The sequence below is a fragment of the Massilia agrisoli genome (assembly GCF_020831365.1).
Lineage (GTDB): Bacteria > Pseudomonadota > Gammaproteobacteria > Burkholderiales > Burkholderiaceae_D > Telluria_A > Telluria_A agrisoli.
This window is the reverse complement of record NZ_JAJHPV010000020.1, coordinates 18,356-38,180: the sequence shown is the minus strand read 5'-3', so window position 1 is coordinate 38,180 and position 19,825 is coordinate 18,356. Positions and strand designations below refer to the sequence as shown.

18 protein-coding genes are annotated in these 19,825 nt (G+C 63.1%); 4 read left to right on the top strand and 14 right to left on the bottom strand.

The annotated features are described in order from the left end of the window. The first annotated feature begins 6 nt into the window (after positions 1 to 6). From LMJ30_RS16775 to LMJ30_RS16760, 4 genes are all read left to right on the top strand, one after another. Positions 7 to 1,002 carry a DUF58 domain-containing protein gene (locus LMJ30_RS16775; protein WP_229433575.1) on the top strand — a complete coding sequence of 332 codons (996 nt, stop codon included), beginning with the start codon at positions 7 to 9 and terminating at the stop codon, positions 1,000 to 1,002. Further along, positions 999 to 2,993: a transglutaminase TgpA family protein gene (locus LMJ30_RS16770; protein WP_229433574.1), complete on the top strand. Its 1,995-nt coding sequence runs from the start codon at positions 999 to 1,001 to the stop codon at positions 2,991 to 2,993. The genes LMJ30_RS16775 and LMJ30_RS16770 overlap by 4 nt, the downstream gene beginning before the upstream one ends. After that, positions 2,990 to 4,201: a lytic murein transglycosylase B gene (gene mltB / locus LMJ30_RS16765; protein WP_229433573.1), complete on the top strand. Its 1,212-nt coding sequence runs from the start codon at positions 2,990 to 2,992 to the stop codon at positions 4,199 to 4,201. The genes LMJ30_RS16770 and mltB overlap by 4 nt, the downstream gene beginning before the upstream one ends. Before the next feature lie 510 nt (positions 4,202 to 4,711). Continuing rightward, positions 4,712 to 5,038, top strand: a complete 327-nt coding sequence (locus LMJ30_RS16760; protein ID WP_229433572.1) for a hypothetical protein — start codon at positions 4,712 to 4,714, stop codon at positions 5,036 to 5,038. A 60-nt stretch (positions 5,039 to 5,098) separates the two neighbouring features. Here LMJ30_RS16760 and cysM read toward each other — a convergent pair whose 3' ends face one another. The 14 genes from cysM to serC form a co-directional block, all read right to left on the bottom strand. Further along, entirely contained in the window at positions 5,099 to 6,001 is a 903-nt protein-coding gene (cysM, locus tag LMJ30_RS16755; RefSeq protein WP_229433571.1) for a cysteine synthase CysM, read from the bottom strand. Between the two features lie 121 nt (positions 6,002 to 6,122). Continuing rightward, on the bottom strand, positions 6,123 to 7,505 hold the full coding sequence (locus tag LMJ30_RS16750; protein ID WP_229433570.1) for a M28 family peptidase: 1,383 nt from the start codon (positions 7,503 to 7,505) through the stop codon (positions 6,123 to 6,125). Positions 7,506 to 7,653: 148 nt separating this feature from the next. Then, a complete protein-coding gene (locus LMJ30_RS16745) occupies positions 7,654 to 8,004 on the bottom strand; it encodes a ComEA family DNA-binding protein (protein WP_229433567.1) in 351 nt (116 codons plus the stop codon). A 337-nt stretch (positions 8,005 to 8,341) separates the two neighbouring features. Beyond that, positions 8,342 to 9,307, bottom strand: coding sequence for a D-glycero-beta-D-manno-heptose-7-phosphate kinase (gene rfaE1 / locus LMJ30_RS16740; protein WP_267869702.1), 966 nt, complete (start codon positions 9,305 to 9,307; stop codon positions 8,342 to 8,344). 71 nt (positions 9,308 to 9,378) lie between these two features. After that, a complete protein-coding gene (gene lapB, locus LMJ30_RS16735) occupies positions 9,379 to 10,554 on the bottom strand; it encodes a lipopolysaccharide assembly protein LapB (RefSeq protein ID WP_229433565.1) in 1,176 nt (391 codons plus the stop codon). Between the two features lie 36 nt (positions 10,555 to 10,590). Then, positions 10,591 to 10,896, bottom strand: coding sequence for a LapA family protein (locus LMJ30_RS16730; RefSeq protein ID WP_229433563.1), 306 nt, complete (start codon positions 10,894 to 10,896; stop codon positions 10,591 to 10,593). Positions 10,897 to 11,141: 245 nt separating this feature from the next. Continuing rightward, on the bottom strand, positions 11,142 to 11,447 hold the full coding sequence (locus LMJ30_RS16725) for an integration host factor subunit beta (protein WP_008446215.1): 306 nt from the start codon (positions 11,445 to 11,447) through the stop codon (positions 11,142 to 11,144). Between the two features lie 18 nt (positions 11,448 to 11,465). Then, positions 11,466 to 13,148, bottom strand: coding sequence for a 30S ribosomal protein S1 (gene rpsA / locus LMJ30_RS16720; protein ID WP_229433561.1), 1,683 nt, complete (start codon positions 13,146 to 13,148; stop codon positions 11,466 to 11,468). 153 nt (positions 13,149 to 13,301) lie between these two features. Further along, positions 13,302 to 13,967 carry a (d)CMP kinase gene (cmk, locus tag LMJ30_RS16715; protein ID WP_229433559.1) on the bottom strand — a complete coding sequence of 222 codons (666 nt, stop codon included), beginning with the start codon at positions 13,965 to 13,967 and terminating at the stop codon, positions 13,302 to 13,304. A gap of 36 nt (positions 13,968 to 14,003) precedes the next feature. Beyond that, on the bottom strand, positions 14,004 to 15,338 hold the full coding sequence (gene aroA / locus LMJ30_RS16710; protein ID WP_229433557.1) for a 3-phosphoshikimate 1-carboxyvinyltransferase: 1,335 nt from the start codon (positions 15,336 to 15,338) through the stop codon (positions 14,004 to 14,006). A gap of 17 nt (positions 15,339 to 15,355) precedes the next feature. Next, positions 15,356 to 16,258, bottom strand: a complete 903-nt coding sequence (locus LMJ30_RS16705; RefSeq protein ID WP_229433555.1) for a prephenate dehydrogenase — start codon at positions 16,256 to 16,258, stop codon at positions 15,356 to 15,358. A gap of 1 nt (position 16,259) precedes the next feature. Further along, a complete protein-coding gene (hisC, locus tag LMJ30_RS16700) occupies positions 16,260 to 17,366 on the bottom strand; it encodes a histidinol-phosphate transaminase (RefSeq protein WP_229433553.1) in 1,107 nt (368 codons plus the stop codon). 21 nt (positions 17,367 to 17,387) lie between these two features. Then, entirely contained in the window at positions 17,388 to 18,458 is a 1,071-nt protein-coding gene (pheA, locus tag LMJ30_RS16695) for a prephenate dehydratase (protein ID WP_229433551.1), read from the bottom strand. A 113-nt stretch (positions 18,459 to 18,571) separates the two neighbouring features. Then, positions 18,572 to 19,660, bottom strand: a complete 1,089-nt coding sequence (gene serC / locus LMJ30_RS16690; RefSeq protein WP_229433549.1) for a 3-phosphoserine/phosphohydroxythreonine transaminase — start codon at positions 19,658 to 19,660, stop codon at positions 18,572 to 18,574. Between the last annotated feature and the right edge of the window lie 165 nt (positions 19,661 to 19,825).

Below are 19,825 nucleotides of genomic sequence, written 5' to 3'. Positions count from 1 at the left end.
TCGGCGATGCTGGCGGCACTGAAAGGACTGGTACGCCGCAAGACGGACAAGTGGCTGTTCCGGATGAAGGGTGCCGAACAGGGCGAAGTGGTGCTGAGCCAGCGCCGCGTGTTCATCCTGCCCACCGGCCCCGGCATGGGCTTCTTCGCGCTGTTGCTGGTTTTGCTGATCGGCTCGATCAACTACAACCTGGGCCTGGGCTTCGGCCTGACCTTCCTCGCCGCCACCTGCGCGGTGGCGGACATGTACCTCACGTATAAAAACCTGGCCCACCTGCGCCTGCGCCCGGGCCGCGCCCAGCCGGTGTTCGCGGGCGAGGAAGCCAGCTTCGAACTGCACCTGATCAACCGCACCCGCCTCGACCGCTACGCGGTATGGATCGACTTTGCGTCGCAGGATGCGCCGCGCCATGCGGTCGATGTCGCCGCGCGCGGCGAAACCGTGGCGCGCCTGTCGATGCCAAGCCAGGAGCGCGGCTGGCTGCCGGCGCCGCGGGTGCGCCTGTCGACCCGCTTCCCGCTCGGCCTGTTTACCGCATGGAGCTACTGGCAGCCCGATGCGCGGGTCCTGGTTTACCCTTTTCCTGAAACCGAGGCGCCGCCGCTGCCGATGCGCGCAAGCGCCAGCGTCGATGGCGCCGGCCACGCCGGCGACGACAACTTTGCCGGCATCCGCAGCTACCAGCCGGGCGACCAGATGCGCCACCTCGCGTGGCGGCAGATCGCCCGCGTCGATCCGGCTTTTGGCGGACAGCTGGTGACCAAGCATTTCGAAGGCGGAGCCAACGAGGAGCTGGTGCTCGACTTCGACGCCATGCCGGTTTATATCGACCTTGAACTGCGCCTGTCGCGCATGGCGCGCTGGGTGCTCGACGCCGAGCAGCGCGGCCTGCCCTACGGCTTTCGGATGGGCGCCCACCAGTTTGCGGCGTCCAGCGGCGACGCGCACCGCGCCGCCTGCCTGCGCGCCCTCGCCCTTTACGGCCTCCCGGAGGCCGCATGAAAAAGCTGGCCGCCATCTCGCAGCGCCTGACCCGCGACAAGGCCGACACCCTGCTGCTGCTGGGCGCGGCCTTGCTGGTCCTGGCGCCGCATGCGGCCCACCTGCCGCTGTGGGTGTCGGTGGCCTGCGGCGCGACCTTGCTGTGGCGCGCGTCGATTACCTTCCGCGGCACCCGCATGCCGCCGGGCTTCCTGCTGCTGCCGGTGTCGCTGGCGGCGATGGGCGCGGTGTTCGCCACCTACCACACGCTGCTGGGCCGCGACGCAGGCGTGGCGATGCTGGTGCTGCTGGTGGCCTTCAAGATGCTGGAGATGCACGCGCGGCGCGACCTGTTCGTGGTGATTTTCCTGTGCTTCTTCCTGGTGCTGACCAACTTCTTCTACTCGCAGAGCATCGCCACCGCAATCATGATGGTCGTGTCGGTGATTGCGCTGCTGACTGCGCAGCTGTCGTTCCAGTTCACCGGCGCCGTGCCGTCGTTCGGGCGGCGGCTGCTGATCGGCGCCAGGATCCTGGGCATGGGATTGCCGCTGGCGCTGCTGCTGTTCTTCGTCTTCCCGCGCATCCAGGGGCCGCTGTGGGGCATGCCGGGCGACGCCAGCGATGGCCGCAGCGGGCTGTCCGAGAGCATGGCGCCCGGTAACCTGTCGAGCCTTGCCAAGTCGGGCGAGACGGCGTTCCGCGTAAGGTTCGATGGCCCGGCGCCGGCGCCCCACCAGCTGTACTGGCGCGGCCTGGTGCTGGGCGAATTCGATGGCCGCACCTGGACGCGCCTGCGCGGCCAGGGCGCAACTTCCAGCATCGCCATGACGGTGACGGGGCGTCCGCTGCGCCAGCAGGTCACGCTGGAACCTGCCGGCAAGCGCTGGCTGTTTGCGCTCGACGTACCGGCCGCGCTGCCGCAGCTGGAGGCCAACACGGTGTCGGTAACGCCCGAGCTGGAACTGAGCGCAGCACGCCCGATCGACCAGCGGGTGCGTTACGACGTGACTTCCTACCTGAGCTACCGGGTGCAGCCGAAGCTGGAAATGGGTGAACTGGTGCAGTCGCTCATGATCCCCTGGGGCTTCAACCCGCAGGCCAGGCAGCTGGGCGACACCTTGCGCCGCATTGCCGACCCGGCCAGGCGGGTCAGCACGTTGCTGACGATGTTCCGGACCGAGAACTACATCTACACGCTGGAGCCGCCGCGGCTCGGGCGCGATTCGGTCGACGAATTCCTGTTCACGACCCGCGCCGGATTCTGTGAACACTACGCCAGCTCGTTTGTGTTCGTGATGCGTGCAGCTGGCGTGCCGGCGCGCGTGGTGACCGGGTACCAGGGCGGCGAAATGAATCCGGTCGACGGCGTCATGACGGTGCGCCAATCGGATGCGCACGCGTGGGCGGAGGTGTGGATTGCCGGGCGCGGCTGGGTTCGGGTAGACCCCACGTCGGCCGTGGCGCCCGAGCGCGTGCAGCGCGGGCTCGCAGGCGCGATACCGCCGCAGGACCCATTCGGCATTGCCGGCCTTGGCAGCCTGATGGAAGGCGTCAGCGAAAACACCCTGCTCACGCAGCTGCGCAACCAGTGGAGCGCCTTGAACAACGACTGGAACCAGTGGATACTGAATTACACGCCGCAGCGGCAGCACGCGCTGTTATCAAGCATGCACGCAGCACTGTCCGACTGGCGCGTCATTACAGTCATTGTCCTTCTGCTCATGCTGTTGTTTATAGGACGCGCATGGCGTAGTCAGAGGCAAGGCGACCCGATCGATGCGTTATACTCGGCCATGTGCCTGCAGCTTGCCCGACAGGGTTTGCCGCGTGCGCCGGACGAAGGCCCGAGCGCGTATGCACAGCGCTTGCAGGGCTCAGGCATGGCGCCCGCCAAGCAGGCCGCCGTTGCGCGCTTCCTTGCCCTGTACAGCGCCTACAAGTACGCACCCGCAGCGCCTGATGCGCGGCTGGCCGCCACTTTGAAGAGTTTGTTAAACGAGTCACGATGAAATTTTCGCAGCTGTTTGTACCACGCCGTTTGTCCTCCTTGCTGTTAGCGCTGGCTGTCGCCAGCGTGCCCGCGGCCTACGCCGCGCCCCAGTCCAAGACATCCAAACCAAAAGCCGCCGCGGCGAAGAAAGCGAAAGCGAAGGCGAAGAAGCCCGCCGCGCGCAAGGCCGCGCCGCTCACTGCCGCATCGAAGGCGGCCAGGGAAGCGATCAAGCGCACGTCGAATGTCAACCACGTGGGCGAACAGGTCAACTTCCGCGAGTGGTCGGCGGTGCAGCAGTTCGCCGGCGAGATGGTGGCCAAGCATGGCTTCGAGCCTGCGTGGCTGGACGGCCTGATCGGCCAGCTCCACTTCATCGACTCGGCGGTACAACTGGTCAAGCCGGCGCCACCGGGCAAGCCGAAAAACTGGGCCGCGGTGCGTGAACTGTTCATCGAACCGGTGCGCCTGAATGGCGGCGTCAAATTCTGGAACGAGAACGCCGAGGCGCTGGCGCGCGCCGAGGCGCGCTTCGGCGTGCCGGCCGAAATCATCGTCGGCATCATCGGTGTCGAGACGGTCTACGGCCGCAACACCGGCAAGTTCCGTGTGCTCGACGCCCTGACCACCCTCGCCTTCGCGTATCCGGAAACGCCGAACCGCGTAGCGCGCATGGCCTTCTTCCGCAGCGAGCTGGAAAATACACTGCTGCTGGCGCGCCAGTCCAACGCCGATCCGCTCAGCCTGACCGGCTCGTTTGCGGGCGCGGTCGGCATTCCGCAGTTTATGCCCGGCAGTATCCTGGCGCATGCGGTCGACTTCGACGGCGACGGCAAGGTCGACCTGCTCAATTCCACCACCGACGCGATCGGTTCCGTGGCGAACTTCCTGCAGAACCACGGCTGGCGCCGCGACGAGCAGGGGCCGCTGGTGTACTCGGCGAATGTCTCGCCGGGCAATGTGTGGGAAAAGTTCATCAACCAGGGCCTGGAAGCAAAATTCCGCCAGGATGAGCTGGAAGCTGCGGGCGTGGTGAGCAGTGGCAGCCTGCCGCAGTCGGCGCTGTTCGGCCTGGTGGACCTGCAAAATGGTGCCGAGCCGACAGAATACTGGCTCGCGACAAATAACTTTTTTGCTATCACCCAATACAATCGCAGCTACTTCTACGCCATGTCGGTCATCGAGCTCGGCAAGGCAGTGCGCGCCAAACGGCTCACCAGCGCCTGAAAGGCGCAAAATAATTGTAATGTAATGTAACTGCAACATTCCCGATGTTGCAGCGCTTCACCGGTGCCGCGCCTGATACCCCTACGGGGTATGCGCGGCATTGTCATCGATGCACTAGAGAAATAGTCATCATTTCAACATACTCCGCTAAAAGTTGTCTCGCCGACAGGTGTTAAAGGTAATGTGCTGCACTGCTTAGGCGATTGCATTACACTTAAGTTTTCTGAAAAAACAATTAATTTTTCGGTGAGTTTGTGAGAGAATTGCATTCAGGCTATGTTGCGATTCGACAACATGATATGCAAGTAATATGAAACGGTTCTAATTGCTTGCAAGAATAAGATTGGAATAACTTGTACAATTGTGTATATTTTATAAAAAGTTGTTTCAAACGGAATCCGTCGTCATATGGTGAAGTAGTCGCAACTACAGCGAGCTCCGCGGGTTTGATAAGCAACACAACTCACAATAGGAATATTTAACATCATGACAAACCAAGTTGGCATTGATATGAACAGCGATTCGGATTCCGACGAACTGCTCCAGTACAACCCGAACCGGTTGCTGGACACCCTGATCGAAAACCTGCGCCTGAAGAATGACGCAGCCCTGTCGCGCGCCCTGGAAGTCGCTCCGCCGGTCATCTCGAAGATTCGTCACCACCGCCTGCCGGTCGGCGCTTCGCTGCTGATCCGCATGCACGAAGTGAGCGACCTGTCGATCCGTGACCTGCGCTACCTGATGGGCGATCGCCGCAACAAGTTCCGCATCAGCGACAAGCAGTTCAAGCCGAAAGAAGGCGCGACGCCCGGCGCGAGCAGCGAACAGCAGTCCTGATCGGTCGTTGTTGATGATGTCCCGCCGCGTGGCGGGACATGTCGTCCATGTCCGGGCTGCTTATGCCGGAAACACGCCTGTCGACAGGTAGCGGTCGCCACGGTCGCAGACGATGAAGACAATGGTGGCGTTCTCCACCGTTTGTGAGATGCGCAGCGCAATCTCGCACGCGCCCGCTGCGGAAATGCCGCAGAAAATTCCCTCTTCCGCCGCCATCCGGCGCGCCATGTGCTCGGCAGCCGCCTGGCTCACGCTTTCCACCTGGTCCACCCGCGCCTTGTCGAAAATCTTCGGCAGGTAGGCTTCCGGCCATTTGCGGATGCCGGGAATCGACGAGCCCTCTTCCGGCTGGGCGCCGATGATGCGCACGGCCTCATTCTGTTCCTTCAGGTACTGCGACACGCCCATGATGGTGCCGGTGGTGCCCATGGCTGAAACAAAATGGGTGACCCGGCCTTCGGTGTCGCGCCAGATTTCGGGGCCGGTGCTTTCGTAGTGGGCGCGCGGATTGTCGTAGTTGCCGAACTGGTCGAGGATGATGCCCTTGCCGTCGCGCTGCATCTGGTCGGCCATATCGCGCGCATATTCCATGCCGCCGGTTTTCGGGGTCAGGATGATCTGGGCGCCATAGGCAGCCATGCTCTGGCGCCGTTCGATCGACAGGTTGTCTGGCATCAGCAGCAGCATTTTGTAGCCGCGGATGGCAGCCGCCATTGCCAGCGCGATGCCGGTGTTGCCGCTGGTCGCTTCAATCAGGGTATCGCCCGGCTTGATCTGGCCGCGCTCCTCGGCGCGCTTGAGCATCGACATTGCGGCGCGGTCCTTGACCGAGCCTGCCGGATTGTTGCCTTCCATCTTGCCGAGAATGATGTTGTTGCGCTCGCGCGCTTCGGCGCCGGGAATGCGCACCAGCTGCACCAGCGGGGTGTTGCCGATCGTATCTTCGATGGTCATGTAAGGCATGGGAACTCTTTTGCAGATGGACAAAACGCCATTCTAATCCACGGCGCGCATCCGCGTATGAGGGCTGTCAGGCATGGGGAAAGTAGCGGACTCATCCGCCGACTTCCCCATGCTGGGCCGCTTAGCGCAGTGGCGCCGGGTAGGTGGCGACGCTGACGTTGCCATCCTTGTCGACCGACTGCACGCCGAAGAAGTAATTATCCTTCGACAGGCGGACCGTGGCCTCGGTCACGTTACCGACGTACATCGCGCCCTGCCATTGCGAGGCGGTGGTCTCGCGCCACACGATGCGGTAGCCGGCCAGGTCCGGCTCGGTATTCGGCAGCCACAGCAGCGTGGAATTGTTATCCAGCTTGTCGGTACGCACCTGCACCTGCTTCGGCGCCGCTGGCGCCAGCGACAGCGAAGCGAGCGCGGCCGCATTGACGCGGGCGACGCGGGCGATGTAATTGTAGTCGTTGAACTCCGGCAGGTCGCCGTACTGCATCGCGCCCTCCTTGCGCACGTTCTGGTGCTGGTGCGCAAAGTCCTCGTTCGGCTCGGAGAAACGCAGCGCGGCGAAACCGCGCGCCAGGAACGGCATGTGGTCGCCGCCGCGCAGGTAGCGGTCGCGGCGGTGCACGATGCTGACCTTGAAGTCCGGCACGTAGCGCTCGCCCACTTCCTTCACGTGGCGCGCCAGCTGGCGCGAGATCGAATCGTTCTCGCCGCCGGTTGCAATCAGCGCGCGCACTGCCTCGCTCATTTCCTTGGTGGCAGGAATACTCTCGGCAAACAGGCGCACCTGCTTGTCATCGATACGGCCATCGTCCGCGCGCGAGCTGCCGATGATGTCGTTGGTGAACATGCCGGCGATGTCCAGTTTCTTTTGTACTGCCTGCTCGGCCCAGTGGGTTGCGCCGATCAGGCCCTGCTCTTCCGCGGCGACTGCCATGAACACGAGGGTGGCGTCGAACGGATAGCGCGACATCACGCAGGCCATCTCCATCACGGCTGCGGTGCCGGAAGCATCATCATTGGCGCCTGGCGAGGCGCCCTTGGCATCCATCACATCGGTATTGCGCGAATCATAGTGGCCGCTGACGACGTAGATGCGCTCCTTCGCCTGCGGCTGGCTGCCCGGCAAGGTCGCGACGATGTTGACGATTTCGGTCGGGCGCGAGATGCGCGCCGACACCGGGGCGATGTGGCTGTCGAAGGCCACCTGCAACCGGTTGCCCGACTGGGCGCCGCAGCGCTCCAGCTCGGCTTTGATCCAGCGGCGCGCGGCGCCGATGCCGACCGTATCCGATTCCGTTTCCGACATCGTGTGGCGCGTCTGGAAGCTGACCAGCTTGCGCACATAGCCTTCGATCCGCTGGGGCGAGATCTCGCTGACGATCTTGTCGATCTGCGCCTGGTGGCGGGTGACATCAGGCGAGACCGGCGCGGCGGCGGAAGCGGCGCCGGCGGCAACGGCCAATACGCCTGCGATCAGGGCGGTAGCGGAACGAACGGTGGGCATGAATGGTCCTCTTTCTTAAAAACAGTTGTCCGGTGAAGCGCTGTATCTTCTCACGGCGAACCACGATTCGTCTGTCCATACACGCAAAAAAACCCCGCGGCAAGCGCCTGCGGGGTCCATGGGGGCAGCCGCGCGAAGGCGGCCGGGCTTACATCTTGGCTGGCTCGGCGGCGGGCTTGCTGGCCGGCTTGGCCGAAGCCCTGGCTGGTTTGGCGGCGGCGACGCCTTCCATGGGCTTGCCGTTAACCTGGAGGCCAGCTTCGGACAACTTCATGGCCTTCTTGTCGCCGACACCCTTGACGCGCTTCTGGAAATCGGCCCAGTCCTTGAACTCGCCGCCCTTCTCGCGCTCGGCAAGGATAGCCTTCGACATCGCGGGGCCGACGCCCTTGACGCCATCGAGGGCGGCGGTATCGGCCTTGTTCACGTCGACCTGGGCGAAAGCGAGGCCCATCGTAGCGCACAGCGTTGCGACAGCAAGCATCAGATTCTTGATCATGTTGATTTTCTCCGTGAGGTGTTAAGCGGGGACAGCGGATGCGATCCCTCGCGCTTAACGGCTCAAGCGTGGGCCACCGTTGACCTCATCCGCTTGACCGGAATCAACCGTGCGGCATAGCCCATCAACACGATCGGTCCGATCGTTATGTTTCCAAAATCGGGGTCAGACCACAGCCTTTTTTGTTTCCAAATTCGGGGTCAGACCACAGGTTTTTTGCAAATTCGGGGTCAGACCACAGGCTTTTTGGAATATTCCAAAAAGACTGTGGTCTGACCCCGATTTGGGAAATTTAGTTGCCGAAGCAACGCTGGGGTCTGACCCCGATTTGGGAAATTCAGTTGCCGAAGAGCTCGGCTCGGGTGACCGTGGCGGTGCCCAGCTTGCCGACCACGATGCCGCCGGCGCGGTTGGCGGTCATGATGGCGTCGGACATCGTCATGCCGGCGCCTAACATCGCGGCCATCGTGGCGATCACCGTGTCGCCCGCACCCGAGACGTCGTACACTTCGCGCGCGTCGGCGTGTACGTGCAGCACTTCGTCCGCCGTGTACAGGCTCATGCCTTCCTCCGATCGCGTCAGCAGCAGGGCGTCGAGGCGCAGTTCTTCGCGTAGCGCCTGGGCTTTCGTCGTCAGCTGTTCTTCGCTCGACCAGCTGCCTACTACCCGCTTGAGCTCGGATTTGTTTGGCGTCAGGACGCTGGCGCCCGCATACGGCGTGAAGTCGTCTCCCTTCGGGTCGACCATGACGATCTTGCCGGCCGCGCGCGCCGCAGCGACCATGTGCGCGACGTTGACCAGGCTGCCCTTGTTGTAGTCGGACAGGATCACCACGCTGTAGTCAGGCAGCAGCGCGTTGAATTGCGTGAGCTTGTCGCGCAAGACGGTGTCGGTCGGCGCTTCTTCGAAGTCGATCCGCAGCAGCTGCTGCTGGCGCCCGATCACGCGCAGCTTGATGATGGTCGATATCGCTTCGTCACGCTGCAAGAAGCTGTGGATCTGCGAGTCGCGCAGCAGCGCTTCTACCTGCGCTCCCGCTTCGTCGGCGCCGACCACGCCCAGCAGGCCCGCGTAGGCGCCCAGCGCCGCCGCGTTGCGCGCGACGTTGGCGGCGCCGCCAAGGCGCTCTTCGCGCTTTTCGATGCGTACGATCGGTACCGGCGCTTCCGGCGAGATGCGGCTGACGTCTCCAAACCAGTAGCGGTCGAGCATGACGTCGCCGACCACGAGGATGCGGACGTTTTCAAGGTTGGGGGTGGCGATGTGCGGGTAGGTGTCCGCGGAGAGCAGGCGACTGATCATTTGTCTGTACCGGAAGTAGCTGGTGTTTGAAGCGGGACCGGCCGGTCCCGCTGCTGATGTTATTGCGAACCTTAGTTCATCACGTTCAGTTCTTCGGTGCGGCGCGGCGGGTACGAGTCCCAGCGGTTGCAGCCCGGGCACTGCCAGTAGAACTGGCGCGCCTTGAAGCCGCAGTGGCTGCACTGGTAGCGCGCGAGCTTCTGGGTGTAGCCGTGCACAAGGTTCTTGACCATCGAGAGTTCGTCGAAGACTTCCGGCGGCGCGTCCATCATGCGCGCTTCCAGCAGCTTGTCGAGGCCGAGCAGGGTCGGCGTGCGGCGCAGCTCTTCAACCACGAGGTCCTTGGCCGCCTGCGCGCCATCGAGTTCGGTCACGGCCTTGAACACGACTTCAATCAGGTCGATCGACGAGGCTTCTGCCAGGTAGGCGCGCAGCAGGTTGACGCCTTCCTGCGGGCGCCCTACCTTGCGGTAGCCGTCCATCAGGCGCGTGGCGACCAGCGCCACGTGCGGCACGCTTTGCTGCTCCACGCGGCGCCACGTCATCAGCGCGCCTTCGACGTCGCCATTGGCCATCTGGACGTCGCCGATCAGGATGGTGGCGCGCACGTTGGTGCGGTCGGCGTGCAGCGCTTGTTCGAGCAGCTCCATCGCTTCGTCGGTGTGCAGGTGCACCAGCGCGTCTTGCGCGAGTTCGCAGTAGAACTGGGCGATCTCCTTCTGGCGCGTGCCCGCGCCCGATGCCTGCAGGCCTTGCGCGGCGGTGATCGCGCGCTTCCATTCTTTTTCCCGCTGGTAGATTTCAAGCAGCGCGCGCTGCGCCTGCACGCCGTACTGCGAGTCGACCAGGCCGTTGAAGGTTTCTTCGGCGCGGTCCAGCAGGCCGGCCTTCAGGTAGTCCATGCCCAGCTCGTAGCCGGCGTGGTGCTGCTGTTCGAGCGGCAGGTCGGGACGGGCGAGCAGGTTCTGGTGCACGCGGATCGCGCGTTCGACCTCGCCGCGGCGGCGGAACAGGTTACCGAGCGCGAAGTGCATGTCGGCCGTTTCAGGGTCAAGCTTGACGATCTCGATGAAGGCGTCGATGGCCTTGTCGGGCTGCTCGTTGAGCAGGAAGTTCAGGCCCTTGAAGTAGCCGCGCGGAAGGGTGCGCGATTCGGACACCAGTTGCTTGATGTCGACGCGGGCGGCGATCCACCCAAGGCTGAAGAAGAGTGGGATGCCAAGCAGCATCCAGAATTCGAATTCCATGCGGTTCTTTTTGTTGGTTTGATTGGCGCCGGAGGCTTATTGCCGGGTGTTGACGCTGTCCGGCTGCGGTTGCACGGTACTGGTGCGCGCGACGCTTTGCAGCGCTTCGATGGTGTTCTGGTGCTGCGAGCTGAGGCGGCGGTGGCGGAACACGGTCGGCGTGACGGCGAGGATGCCCAGGGCGGCGCCGGCGATAAAGAAGGCCAGCAGCATCAGCACCAGGGGGCCGCGCAGTTCATAGTTCAGGAAAAAATGCAGGTCGACTTCCTGGGTGTTTTTCAGCGCAAAACCGAAAAACAGCACGAACAGGATAATGCCAACAATGGTGGATACAAATTTCATCAGCGGGGTCCAAATGGAAGGGTTCGCGGGTGTGGCATCTTACCATTATAAGTAGGGGCTGCCGAGGCAGCCAGCGCCGTCGTTCCCGCGCAGGCGGGAACCTATACTGAGCTTACCTAGCCAGCTCAGCATGGGTTCCCGCTTGCGCGGGAACGACGTGCATGCGGTACGGGGCAGAGCGCACAAACGCTTCACCCATAAAAAAACGGCATCCGAGGACGCCGTTTTCTGTATCGCCAGACGACTTAATCTTCGATGATCGGTTGCCCGACCATCGCGTCTACGCGCTCGCGCAATTGCTTGCCCGGCTTGAAGTGCGGCACCCGTTTTTCGGGAACCATCACCTTGTCGCCGGACTTCGGATTGCGTCCAATGCGTGGCGGCCTGCTGTTCAGGGCAAAACTGCCGAAACCACGGATCTCGATGCGCTGGCCGGTCGCCAAGGCGTTGGTCATTGCATCGAGAATGGTCTTGACAGCATACTCCGCATCCTTGGCCACCAGCTGAGAGTAACGCTCAGCCAGGCGGTTGATCAACTCGGACTTGGTCATCTGGCAGTCCCGAAGGTCTTAGTTCTTGTTGTCGAACTTGGCCTTCAGCAGTGCGCCCAGGCTGGTGGTGCCCGATGCTGCGCTGCTGTCGGAGGTCGATGCCATCTTCTGCATTGCTTCCTGGGTTTCAACATTGTCTTTCGCTTTGATCGACAGCTGGATGCTGCGAGCTTTGCGGTCGATGTTGATGACCAGTGCTTCAACGCTGTCGCCGACTTTCAGGTGGGTACCGGCATCTTCAACGCGGTCGCGCGAGATTTCGGATGCACGCAGGTAGCCTTCAACTTCTTCGGACAGCTGGATGACAGCGCCTTTTGGCTCAACCGACTTGACCGTACCCGTTACCAGGGAGCCTTTGTCGTTCATTGCCGCGAAGTTGTTGAATGGGTCGCCTTCGAGCTGCTTGACGCCCAGGGACACGCGCTCGCGCTCAACGTCGATTGCCAGCACAACTGCTTCCAGCTCGTCGCCCTTCTTGAACTTGCGAACAGCTTCTTCGCCAGCTTCGGTCCACGACAGGTCGGACAGGTGTACCAGGCCGTCGATGTTGCCAGCCAGGCCGATGAACACGCCGAAGTCGGTGATCGACTTGATCGCGCCACGGACTTTGTCGCCCTTCTTGTGGGTCATGCCGAACTCGTCCCATGGGTTCGCTTTGCACTGCTTCATGCCCAGCGAAATACGGCGACGCTCTTCGTCGATCTCCAGGACCATCACTTCTACTTCGTCGCCCAGCTGGACAACTTTGTTAGGAGCGACGTTCTTGTTGGTCCAGTCCATTTCGGAAACGTGTACCAGGCCTTCGATGCCCTGCTCGACTTCCACGAACGCGCCGTAGTCGGTGAGGTTGGTGACCTTGCCGAACAGACGGGTGCCCTGTGGGTAGCGACGCGACAGACCGGTCCATGGATCGTCGCCCAGCTGCTTCACGCCCAGCGAAACACGGTTCTTTTCCTGATCGTACTTCAGGACTTTCGCGGTGATTTCCTGGCCAACGGTCAGCACTTCCGATGGGTGACGCACACGACGCCATGCCAGGTCGGTGATGTGCAGCAGGCCGTCGATGCCGCCCAGGTCAACGAACGCACCGTAGTCGGTGATGTTCTTGACGACGCCGGTAACCACGGTGCCTTCTTTCAGGGTTTCCATCAGCTTCTGGCGCTCTTCGCCCATCGATGCTTCGATGACAGCGCGGCGCGACAGCACCACGTTGTTGCGCTTGCGGTCCAGCTTGATAACCTTGAACTCGAGGGTCTTGCCTTCGAATGGGGTGGTGTCCTTGACTGGACGGGTGTCAACCAGCGAACCCGGCAGGAATGCGCGGATGCCGTTGGTCAGAACGGTCAGGCCGCCCTTGACTTTGCCGTTGACGGTACCGACGACGATCTCGCCGGATTCCATTGCTTTTTCCAGTGCCAGCCACGATGCCAGGCGCTTCGCCTTGTCACGCGACAGGATGGTGTCGCCGAAGCCGTTTTCCAGCGACTCAATCGCTACGGAAACGAAATCGCCGACTTGAACTTCCAGCTCGCCCTGGTCATTCTTGAATTCTTCGATAGGAATGAAAGCTTCGGACTTGAGGCCGGCGTTAACGATCACGAAGTTGTGGTCGAGACGAACGACTTCAGCGGAAATAACTTCGCCCGAACGCATATCCTGGCGTGACAGCGACTCTTCGAAGAGCGCTGCGAAACTTTCCATACCGGTTGCTTCAGTTGTTGCAGTAGACATAGGATTAATAGAGTTAGCCAGCAGGATCGTCACAAATGCGACCTGAACTGGGTTAAGTTAAAACAACACCCGTCCCCGACACATGCCGGAGCCGGGCACCTTATAGGCCCAGAAAGCAGCCTGTTACTTCAGTTGTGCATACCATTTCAACACCTGTTCGATGGCTTGGTCAGCCGTCATATTGGATGTATCGAGGAAATGCGCACCTTCTGCCGGTACCAGCGGGGCGATCGCCCGGTGAGTATCACGGTCGTCGCGCGCCTGCAAATCTGACAGGAGGTCTTCCATGTTAGCAGAAAACCCCTTGTCAATCAATTGCTTATATCGGCGTTGTGCCCTTGCTTCAACACTTGCGGTGAGGAACACTTTGAGCTGGGCATTGGGGAAGATCACCGTGCCCATATCGCGCCCGTCCGCCACCAGGCCGGGGGCCTTGCGGAAACCCAGTTGCAGCGCGTACAGCGCCTGGCGCACGGTCGGCAAGGCGGCGATCTGCGATGCCAGGTTGCCAACTTCTTCGGCGCGGATCGCCTGGGTGACGTTTTCGTGGGCCAGCAAGATTTCGCCGCCGGCGAAACTGACCGGCAGGTGCTCGGCCAGCTTGGCGATGGCGTGCTCGTCGCGCAGGTCGGCCCCGCGGCGCAGCGCCGTCAAGGCGGTCAGGCGGTACAGCGACCCCGAATCGAGGAAGTGGAAGCCCAGCTTGTCGGCGACCTTGTGGGCCACCGTGCCCTTGCCCGATGCGGTCGGGCCGTCGATGGTGATGACGGGAATATGCGAGTTTGGCATGGTCTTTTATTGGTTATGTGCTGCAGGGGCGTACGCTCAGAACAGCTCGTTGCGCGCGATGCCGGCGAAGGCCTCGAAATAATCAGGGAAAGTCTTGGCGACGCATTTCGGGTCCATGATGCGCATCCGGTTGCCGCGCCGCGCCTTGCCGTCCAGGGTCGCCAGCGAGAAGCACATCGCCATGCGGTGGTCGTCGTAGGTGTCGATGCTGGCCGGCTGGATTTCGGCCGGCGGCGTGACGCTGATGTAGTCCGGCCCCTCCTCCACCGTCGCGCCCAGCTTGCGCAGCTCGGTCGCCATCGCGGACAGGCGGTCGGTTTCCTTGACCCGCCAGCTGGCGATGTTACGCAAGGTGGTGGTGCCTTCGGCGTATAGCGCAGCGACCGCAAGCGTCATCGCCGCGTCGGGAATGTGGTTGAAGTCGGCGTCGATCGCCGTCAGCACGCCATTCGACGTCGACTCGATCCAGTTGTCGCCACGGGTGATGGTCGCGCCCATCATCTCCAGCGCATCGGCAAAGCGCACGTCGCCCTGGATGCTGTCGCGCCCCACGCCCTCGACCCGCACCGGCCCGCCGGCAATCGCGCCAGCTGCCAGGAAGTAGGAGGCCGACGAAGCGTCGCCCTCGACGTGGATGCTGCCAGGGCTGGCGTAGCGCTGGCCCGGCTGCACGGTGAACGACTGCCAGCCGTCCTGCTCCACCGTCACGCCGAAGCGGCGCATCAGGTTCAGGGTGATCTCGATGTACGGCTTCGAAATGAGCTCGCCCTCGACGTCGATGACAACCGGGTGTTCCTTCGCCATCAGCGGCGCGGACATCAGCAGCGCCGTCAGGAACTGGCTCGACACGTCGCCGCGCACGCTCATGCGCTGCTGTGCGTGGATATGGCCGCGGCGGATGCGCAGCGGCGGGAAGCCTTCGACGCCGGTGTATTCAATCTGCGCGCCGACCGCGTTCAGCGCGTCGACCAGGTCGCCGATCGGGCGCTCGTGCATGCGCGAGACGCCGTGCAGCGTGTAGTCGCCGCCGATGACGGCAAGCGCCGCCGTCAGCGGGCGGATCGCGGTGCCCGCGTTACCCATGAAGAGGTCTGCTTCGTGCACGGGCAGCGTGCCGCCCTGGCCGTGCACGATGTGGGTGCGCTCGTCGATTTGCTCCCAGCGGATGCCCAGCGAGCGCAGCGCGCCAAGCATCACCAGGGTGTCGTCGGACGCCAGCAGGTCATGGATGGTGGTGGCGCCTTCCGCCAGCGCGGCCAGCAGCAAGGTGCGGTTGGAAATGCTCTTCGATCCCGGCAGCCGCACCACGCCTTCCACGTGCATGACAGGTTCGAGGTCGGTGAAATGCGGGTATTGCTTCTGCTGCGTCATGCAAGGTTCCTTGGGGGTTATTCTGCGCTGTCGTGGTCAGCCGGCGCTTCGGCGGCTTCGATGGCTTCGATCCATTCGCGGCGCGCGTGCTGCGCGTTGGCGTATACCGATTCCAGCGCGGCGCCGTCGTTTGCGGCCAGCATTGCGCGCAGTCCGGTCAATTGTGCCAGATATGCGTCAAGCTCGCCCAGCAGGGCTTCCCGGTTGGCCAGGCTGATGTCGCGCCACATTTCAGGCGACGAGCCGGCAATCCGGGTGAAGTCGCGAAAGCCACTGGCCGCGTACTGGAACAGCTGCTTTGCGTGGGGTTTATTGGCGATGTCGTCCACCAGCGCGTAGGCCAGCAGGTGAGGCAGGTGGCTGACCGCGGCGAACACCTTGTCATGCTCGCTTGCTGACAGCTTGTGGATCACCGCGCCGCATGCGCCCCATGCGGCTGCGACTCTTTCGACGTCGGCAGGCGCATTTTCCGGCAGCGGCGTCAGGACGACCTTCTTGCCGATGTAGAGGTCGGGAATGGCTGCGTCCGGGCCGTTGGTCTCGCGGCCGGCAATCGGGTGGCCGGGCACGAACTGCCCGATCCGGCCGCCCAGCGCCTCGCGCGCGGCCTGCACGACGTCGGACTTGGTGCTGCCGGCGTCGGTGACGACCGTTCCCGGCTCCAGGTGCGGCAGGATCGATGCGAGGATCGCACCGGTCTGCGCGACTGGCGCCGCGATCAACACCAGGTCTGCCCCGCGCATCGCTTCCGCGGGCGACTGGGCGACTTCATCAACGATGCCAAGCTCAAGGGCGCGCGCCATCGCGACAGGCGAGCGGCCCACGCCGACGATCGTCCCCGCCGCGCCCGCGCCTTTGAGGGCCCGTGCGAACGAGCCGCCAATCAGGCCAACGCCGAAGATGACGACCTTGCCCGACACGTCAGCCCAGCGCCTGCTTGAGCGCCGCGATGAAGACGGCGTTTTCCTTCGGCAGGCCGATGGAAATGCGCAGCCACTGTGGCAGGCCGTAGTTGCCGACCGGGCGCACAATGACGCCCTGCTTGAGCAGCGCCAGGTTGACGCGCGCGCCAGCCTGGTCGTCGTCGCCCACGCGCACCAGCACGAAGTTACCGAACGACGGCACGTATTCGAGGCCGAGTTCATCGAACGCTTCGACAAACTGCTGGTAGCCGGCGGCGTTATTGCGCGCGCCCTCTTCCAGGAAAGCGGTGTCGTTCAGCGCCGCGATCGCGGCGGCCTGGGCCAGCGAGTTGACGTTGAACGGCTGGCGGATACGGTTCATCAGGTCGGTGACCGCTGGCTGCGCAATCGCGAAGCCGACGCGCAGGCCGGCCAGGCCGTAGGCCTTGCTGAAGGTGCGCGACACCACCAGGTTCGGATACTTGCGCACCCACTGCGCGGATTCGAACTGGTGTTCGGGCGCGAGGAATTCGTTGTAGGCCTCGTCGAGCACAACGATGACCGTTTCAGGCACCTTGTCCAGGAACGCTTCGATCTGCGCGGCCGGGATAAAGGTGCCGGTCGGGTTGTTCGGGTTTGCGATGAAGACCAGCTTGGTGTCGGCGTCGATGGCGGCGGCCATCGCGTCGAGGTCGTGGCCATATTCAGCCGCAGGCACGACGATGGCGCGCGCGCCGACGCCTTGCGTCGCCAGCGCGTACACGGCGAACGAGTACTGCGAGTAGACCACGGCCTGGCCCTTTTGCACGAAGGCGTGGGCGGCGATTTCGAGGATGTCGTTGCTGCCGTTGCCCAGCGTGATCCAGTCGGCAGGCACGTCGTAGCGCTTGGCCAGTGCAGCCTTCAGGTCGAAGCCGTTCGCATCCGGGTAACGTCCGAGGTCGGCGACGGCTTCGGCCATCGCCTTCCTGCTCGACTCCGGCACGCCGAACGGGTTTTCGTTCGATGCGAGCTTGACGATGTTTGCCTCGTCGAGGCCGAACTCGCGCGCGACTTCCGCGATTGGCTTGCCTGCCTGGTAGGGAGCGATGGCGCGTACGTAATCTGGACCGAAATGCTTGGACATGTAAATCTCGATGAAAAGTGGTTAGAGGCTGAGCGGGTACGATCCCAGCACTTTGAAGAATGCAGCGTTATCTTTCAGTTCAACCAGCGCGCGGGCGACGGCAGGGTCCTGCTCGTGGCCTTCGATGTCGACATAGAAGTAGTACTCCCAGGTGCCGATCCGCGCCGGGCGCGATTCGAAGCGCGTCATCGACACGCCGTGCGTCGCCAGCGGCGCCAGCAGGTTGTACACGGCGCCCGCCTTGTTCGGCACGGCCAGCACCAGCGAGGTCTGGTCGTGGCCGGACGGGTTGGTGTGCAGGTGGCCGATGACGGCGAAGCGGGTGCGGTTGTGCGGATCATCCTGGATATGGCCGGCAACGACGGCAAGGCCGTACTGCTGCCCTGCCATTTCGCTGGCGATGGCGGCGATCGAAGGATCTTTGCTGGCCATGACGGCCGCTTCCGCGTTCGACGCCACGGCGCGCCGTTCGAGGTTCGGATGGTGCAGGTTAAGCCAGGCCTGGCACTGCGCCAGCGCCTGCGAGTGGGCGCAAACGACCGTGACGCCATCCATGTTGCCGGTGCGGGTCATCAGGCTGTGCTGGACCGCGATGGCGACTTCGCCGCTGATGACGGTGGTGGTCGCCAGCATCAGGTCGAGCGTGCGGTTAATCGCGCCTTCGGAAGAATTCTCGACCGGGACCACGCCGAAATCGGCGGTGCCTGCTTCGGTGGCGCGGAACACTTCATCGATCGACACGCATGGCAGGCCTTCGACGGCGCGGCCGAACTGCTGGTACACGGCCTGCTCGCTGAAGGTGCCAGCGGGGCCGAGGTAGGCCACCGTGACGCGCCGTTCGAGCGAGCGGCAGGCCGACATGATCTCACGGAAGATGGTCTGGATTTCCGGGTCTTTCAGCGGCCCCGGATTGCGCTCGGCGACGCCGCGCAGCACCTGCGCTTCGCGCTCTGGGCGGAATACAGGGGCGTTGGTTTCTGCCTTGACGTGGCCGACGTCCTGCGCGAGCCGCGCCCGGCGCGACAGCAGGTCGAGGATCTGCACGTCGAGGGCGTCGATCTGCTCGCGGAGTGGTTTTAGTTTGTCTGTCATCGTATGCTACGGTATCGTCTCTCTATGCCGTCGTTCCCGCGAATGCGGGAAACCATCCTTCGCATGCTCAGCATGGGTTCCCGTTTGCACGGGAACGACGTTCTGGGGTCGCCTCAGCGGCCGGCGAACTCGTTCAAATAATCGACCAGGGATTGCACCCCGTCGATCGACATCGCGTTGTAGATCGATGCCCGCATACCGCCGACGGACTTGTGGCCCTTCAGTTGCAGCAGCCCGCGCGCTTTGGCGCCGGCCAGGAATGTCTCGTTCAGTGATTCGTCGCGCAGGTTGAACGGCACGTTCATGCGCGAGCGGCAGTCCTTCGCCACCCGGTTCTGGTAAAAGTCGTCGGCGTCGAGCGCAGCGTACAGCAGCTCGGCTTTGGCGATGTTACGCTTTTCGATCTCGGCCACCCCGCCCTGGCGCTTCAGGTACGCGAACACCAGGCCCGCGATATAGATGCCGTAGGTAGGCGGCGTGTTGTACATTGAGTCGGCATCGGCCACCAGCTTCCAGTCGAACGCGGACGGGCAGATCGGCAGCGCGTGGCCGATCAGGTCTTCGCGCACGATCGCCAGCGTCAGGCCGGCCGGGCCGATATTCTTTTGCGCGCCGGCGAAGATGACGCCGTACTGGGACACATCGATCACGCGCGACAAGATGTGCGAGGACATGTCGGCCACGATTGGCGTATCGCCCTGCACCGTCGGCACGAAATTGAACTCGACCCCGTCGATGGTTTCGTTGGTGCAGACGTGCAGGTAGGCGGCGTCGCGCGACAGCTTCCAGCTTTCCTGCGGCGGCACCGCAGTGAATTTGCCGGCTTCGGCGGATGCGGCGACGTTGACGTTGGCGTAGCGCGCCGCTTCCTTGATCGACTTGCCCGACCAGCTGCCGGTGTGGACGAAGTCGATAGTCGCCGGCTGCGCGCTGCGCCCGACCATGTTCATCGGGATGACGGCATTTTGCGCCAGTCCGCCGCCCTGCAGGAACAGGATGCGGTAGTTGGCCGGGACGTTCAGCAGCTCACGCAGGTCGCGCACAGCTTCCTGGTAGATCGAGATGAACTCGGGTCCGCGGTGACTCATCTCCATCACCGACATTCCGCTGCCATGCCAGTTCAGCATTTCGTCGGCGGCTTGCTGGAGTACTTCCTTCGGCAGGACGGCCGGGCCGGCGGAGAAGTTGAAGATCTGGGTCACTGACGGTCCTCTGTGGGTTGAACAGGTAGATTTTCGCATGAAATGCAGACTGCCGCCGACATCGTCATTTATAGCCGTCGTTCCCGCGAAAGCGGGAACGACGGTTTTTCGGCCAATAAAAAAGGCCAGACGCCCTCACCTTCCGGTGAAAACGGCCTGGCCTTC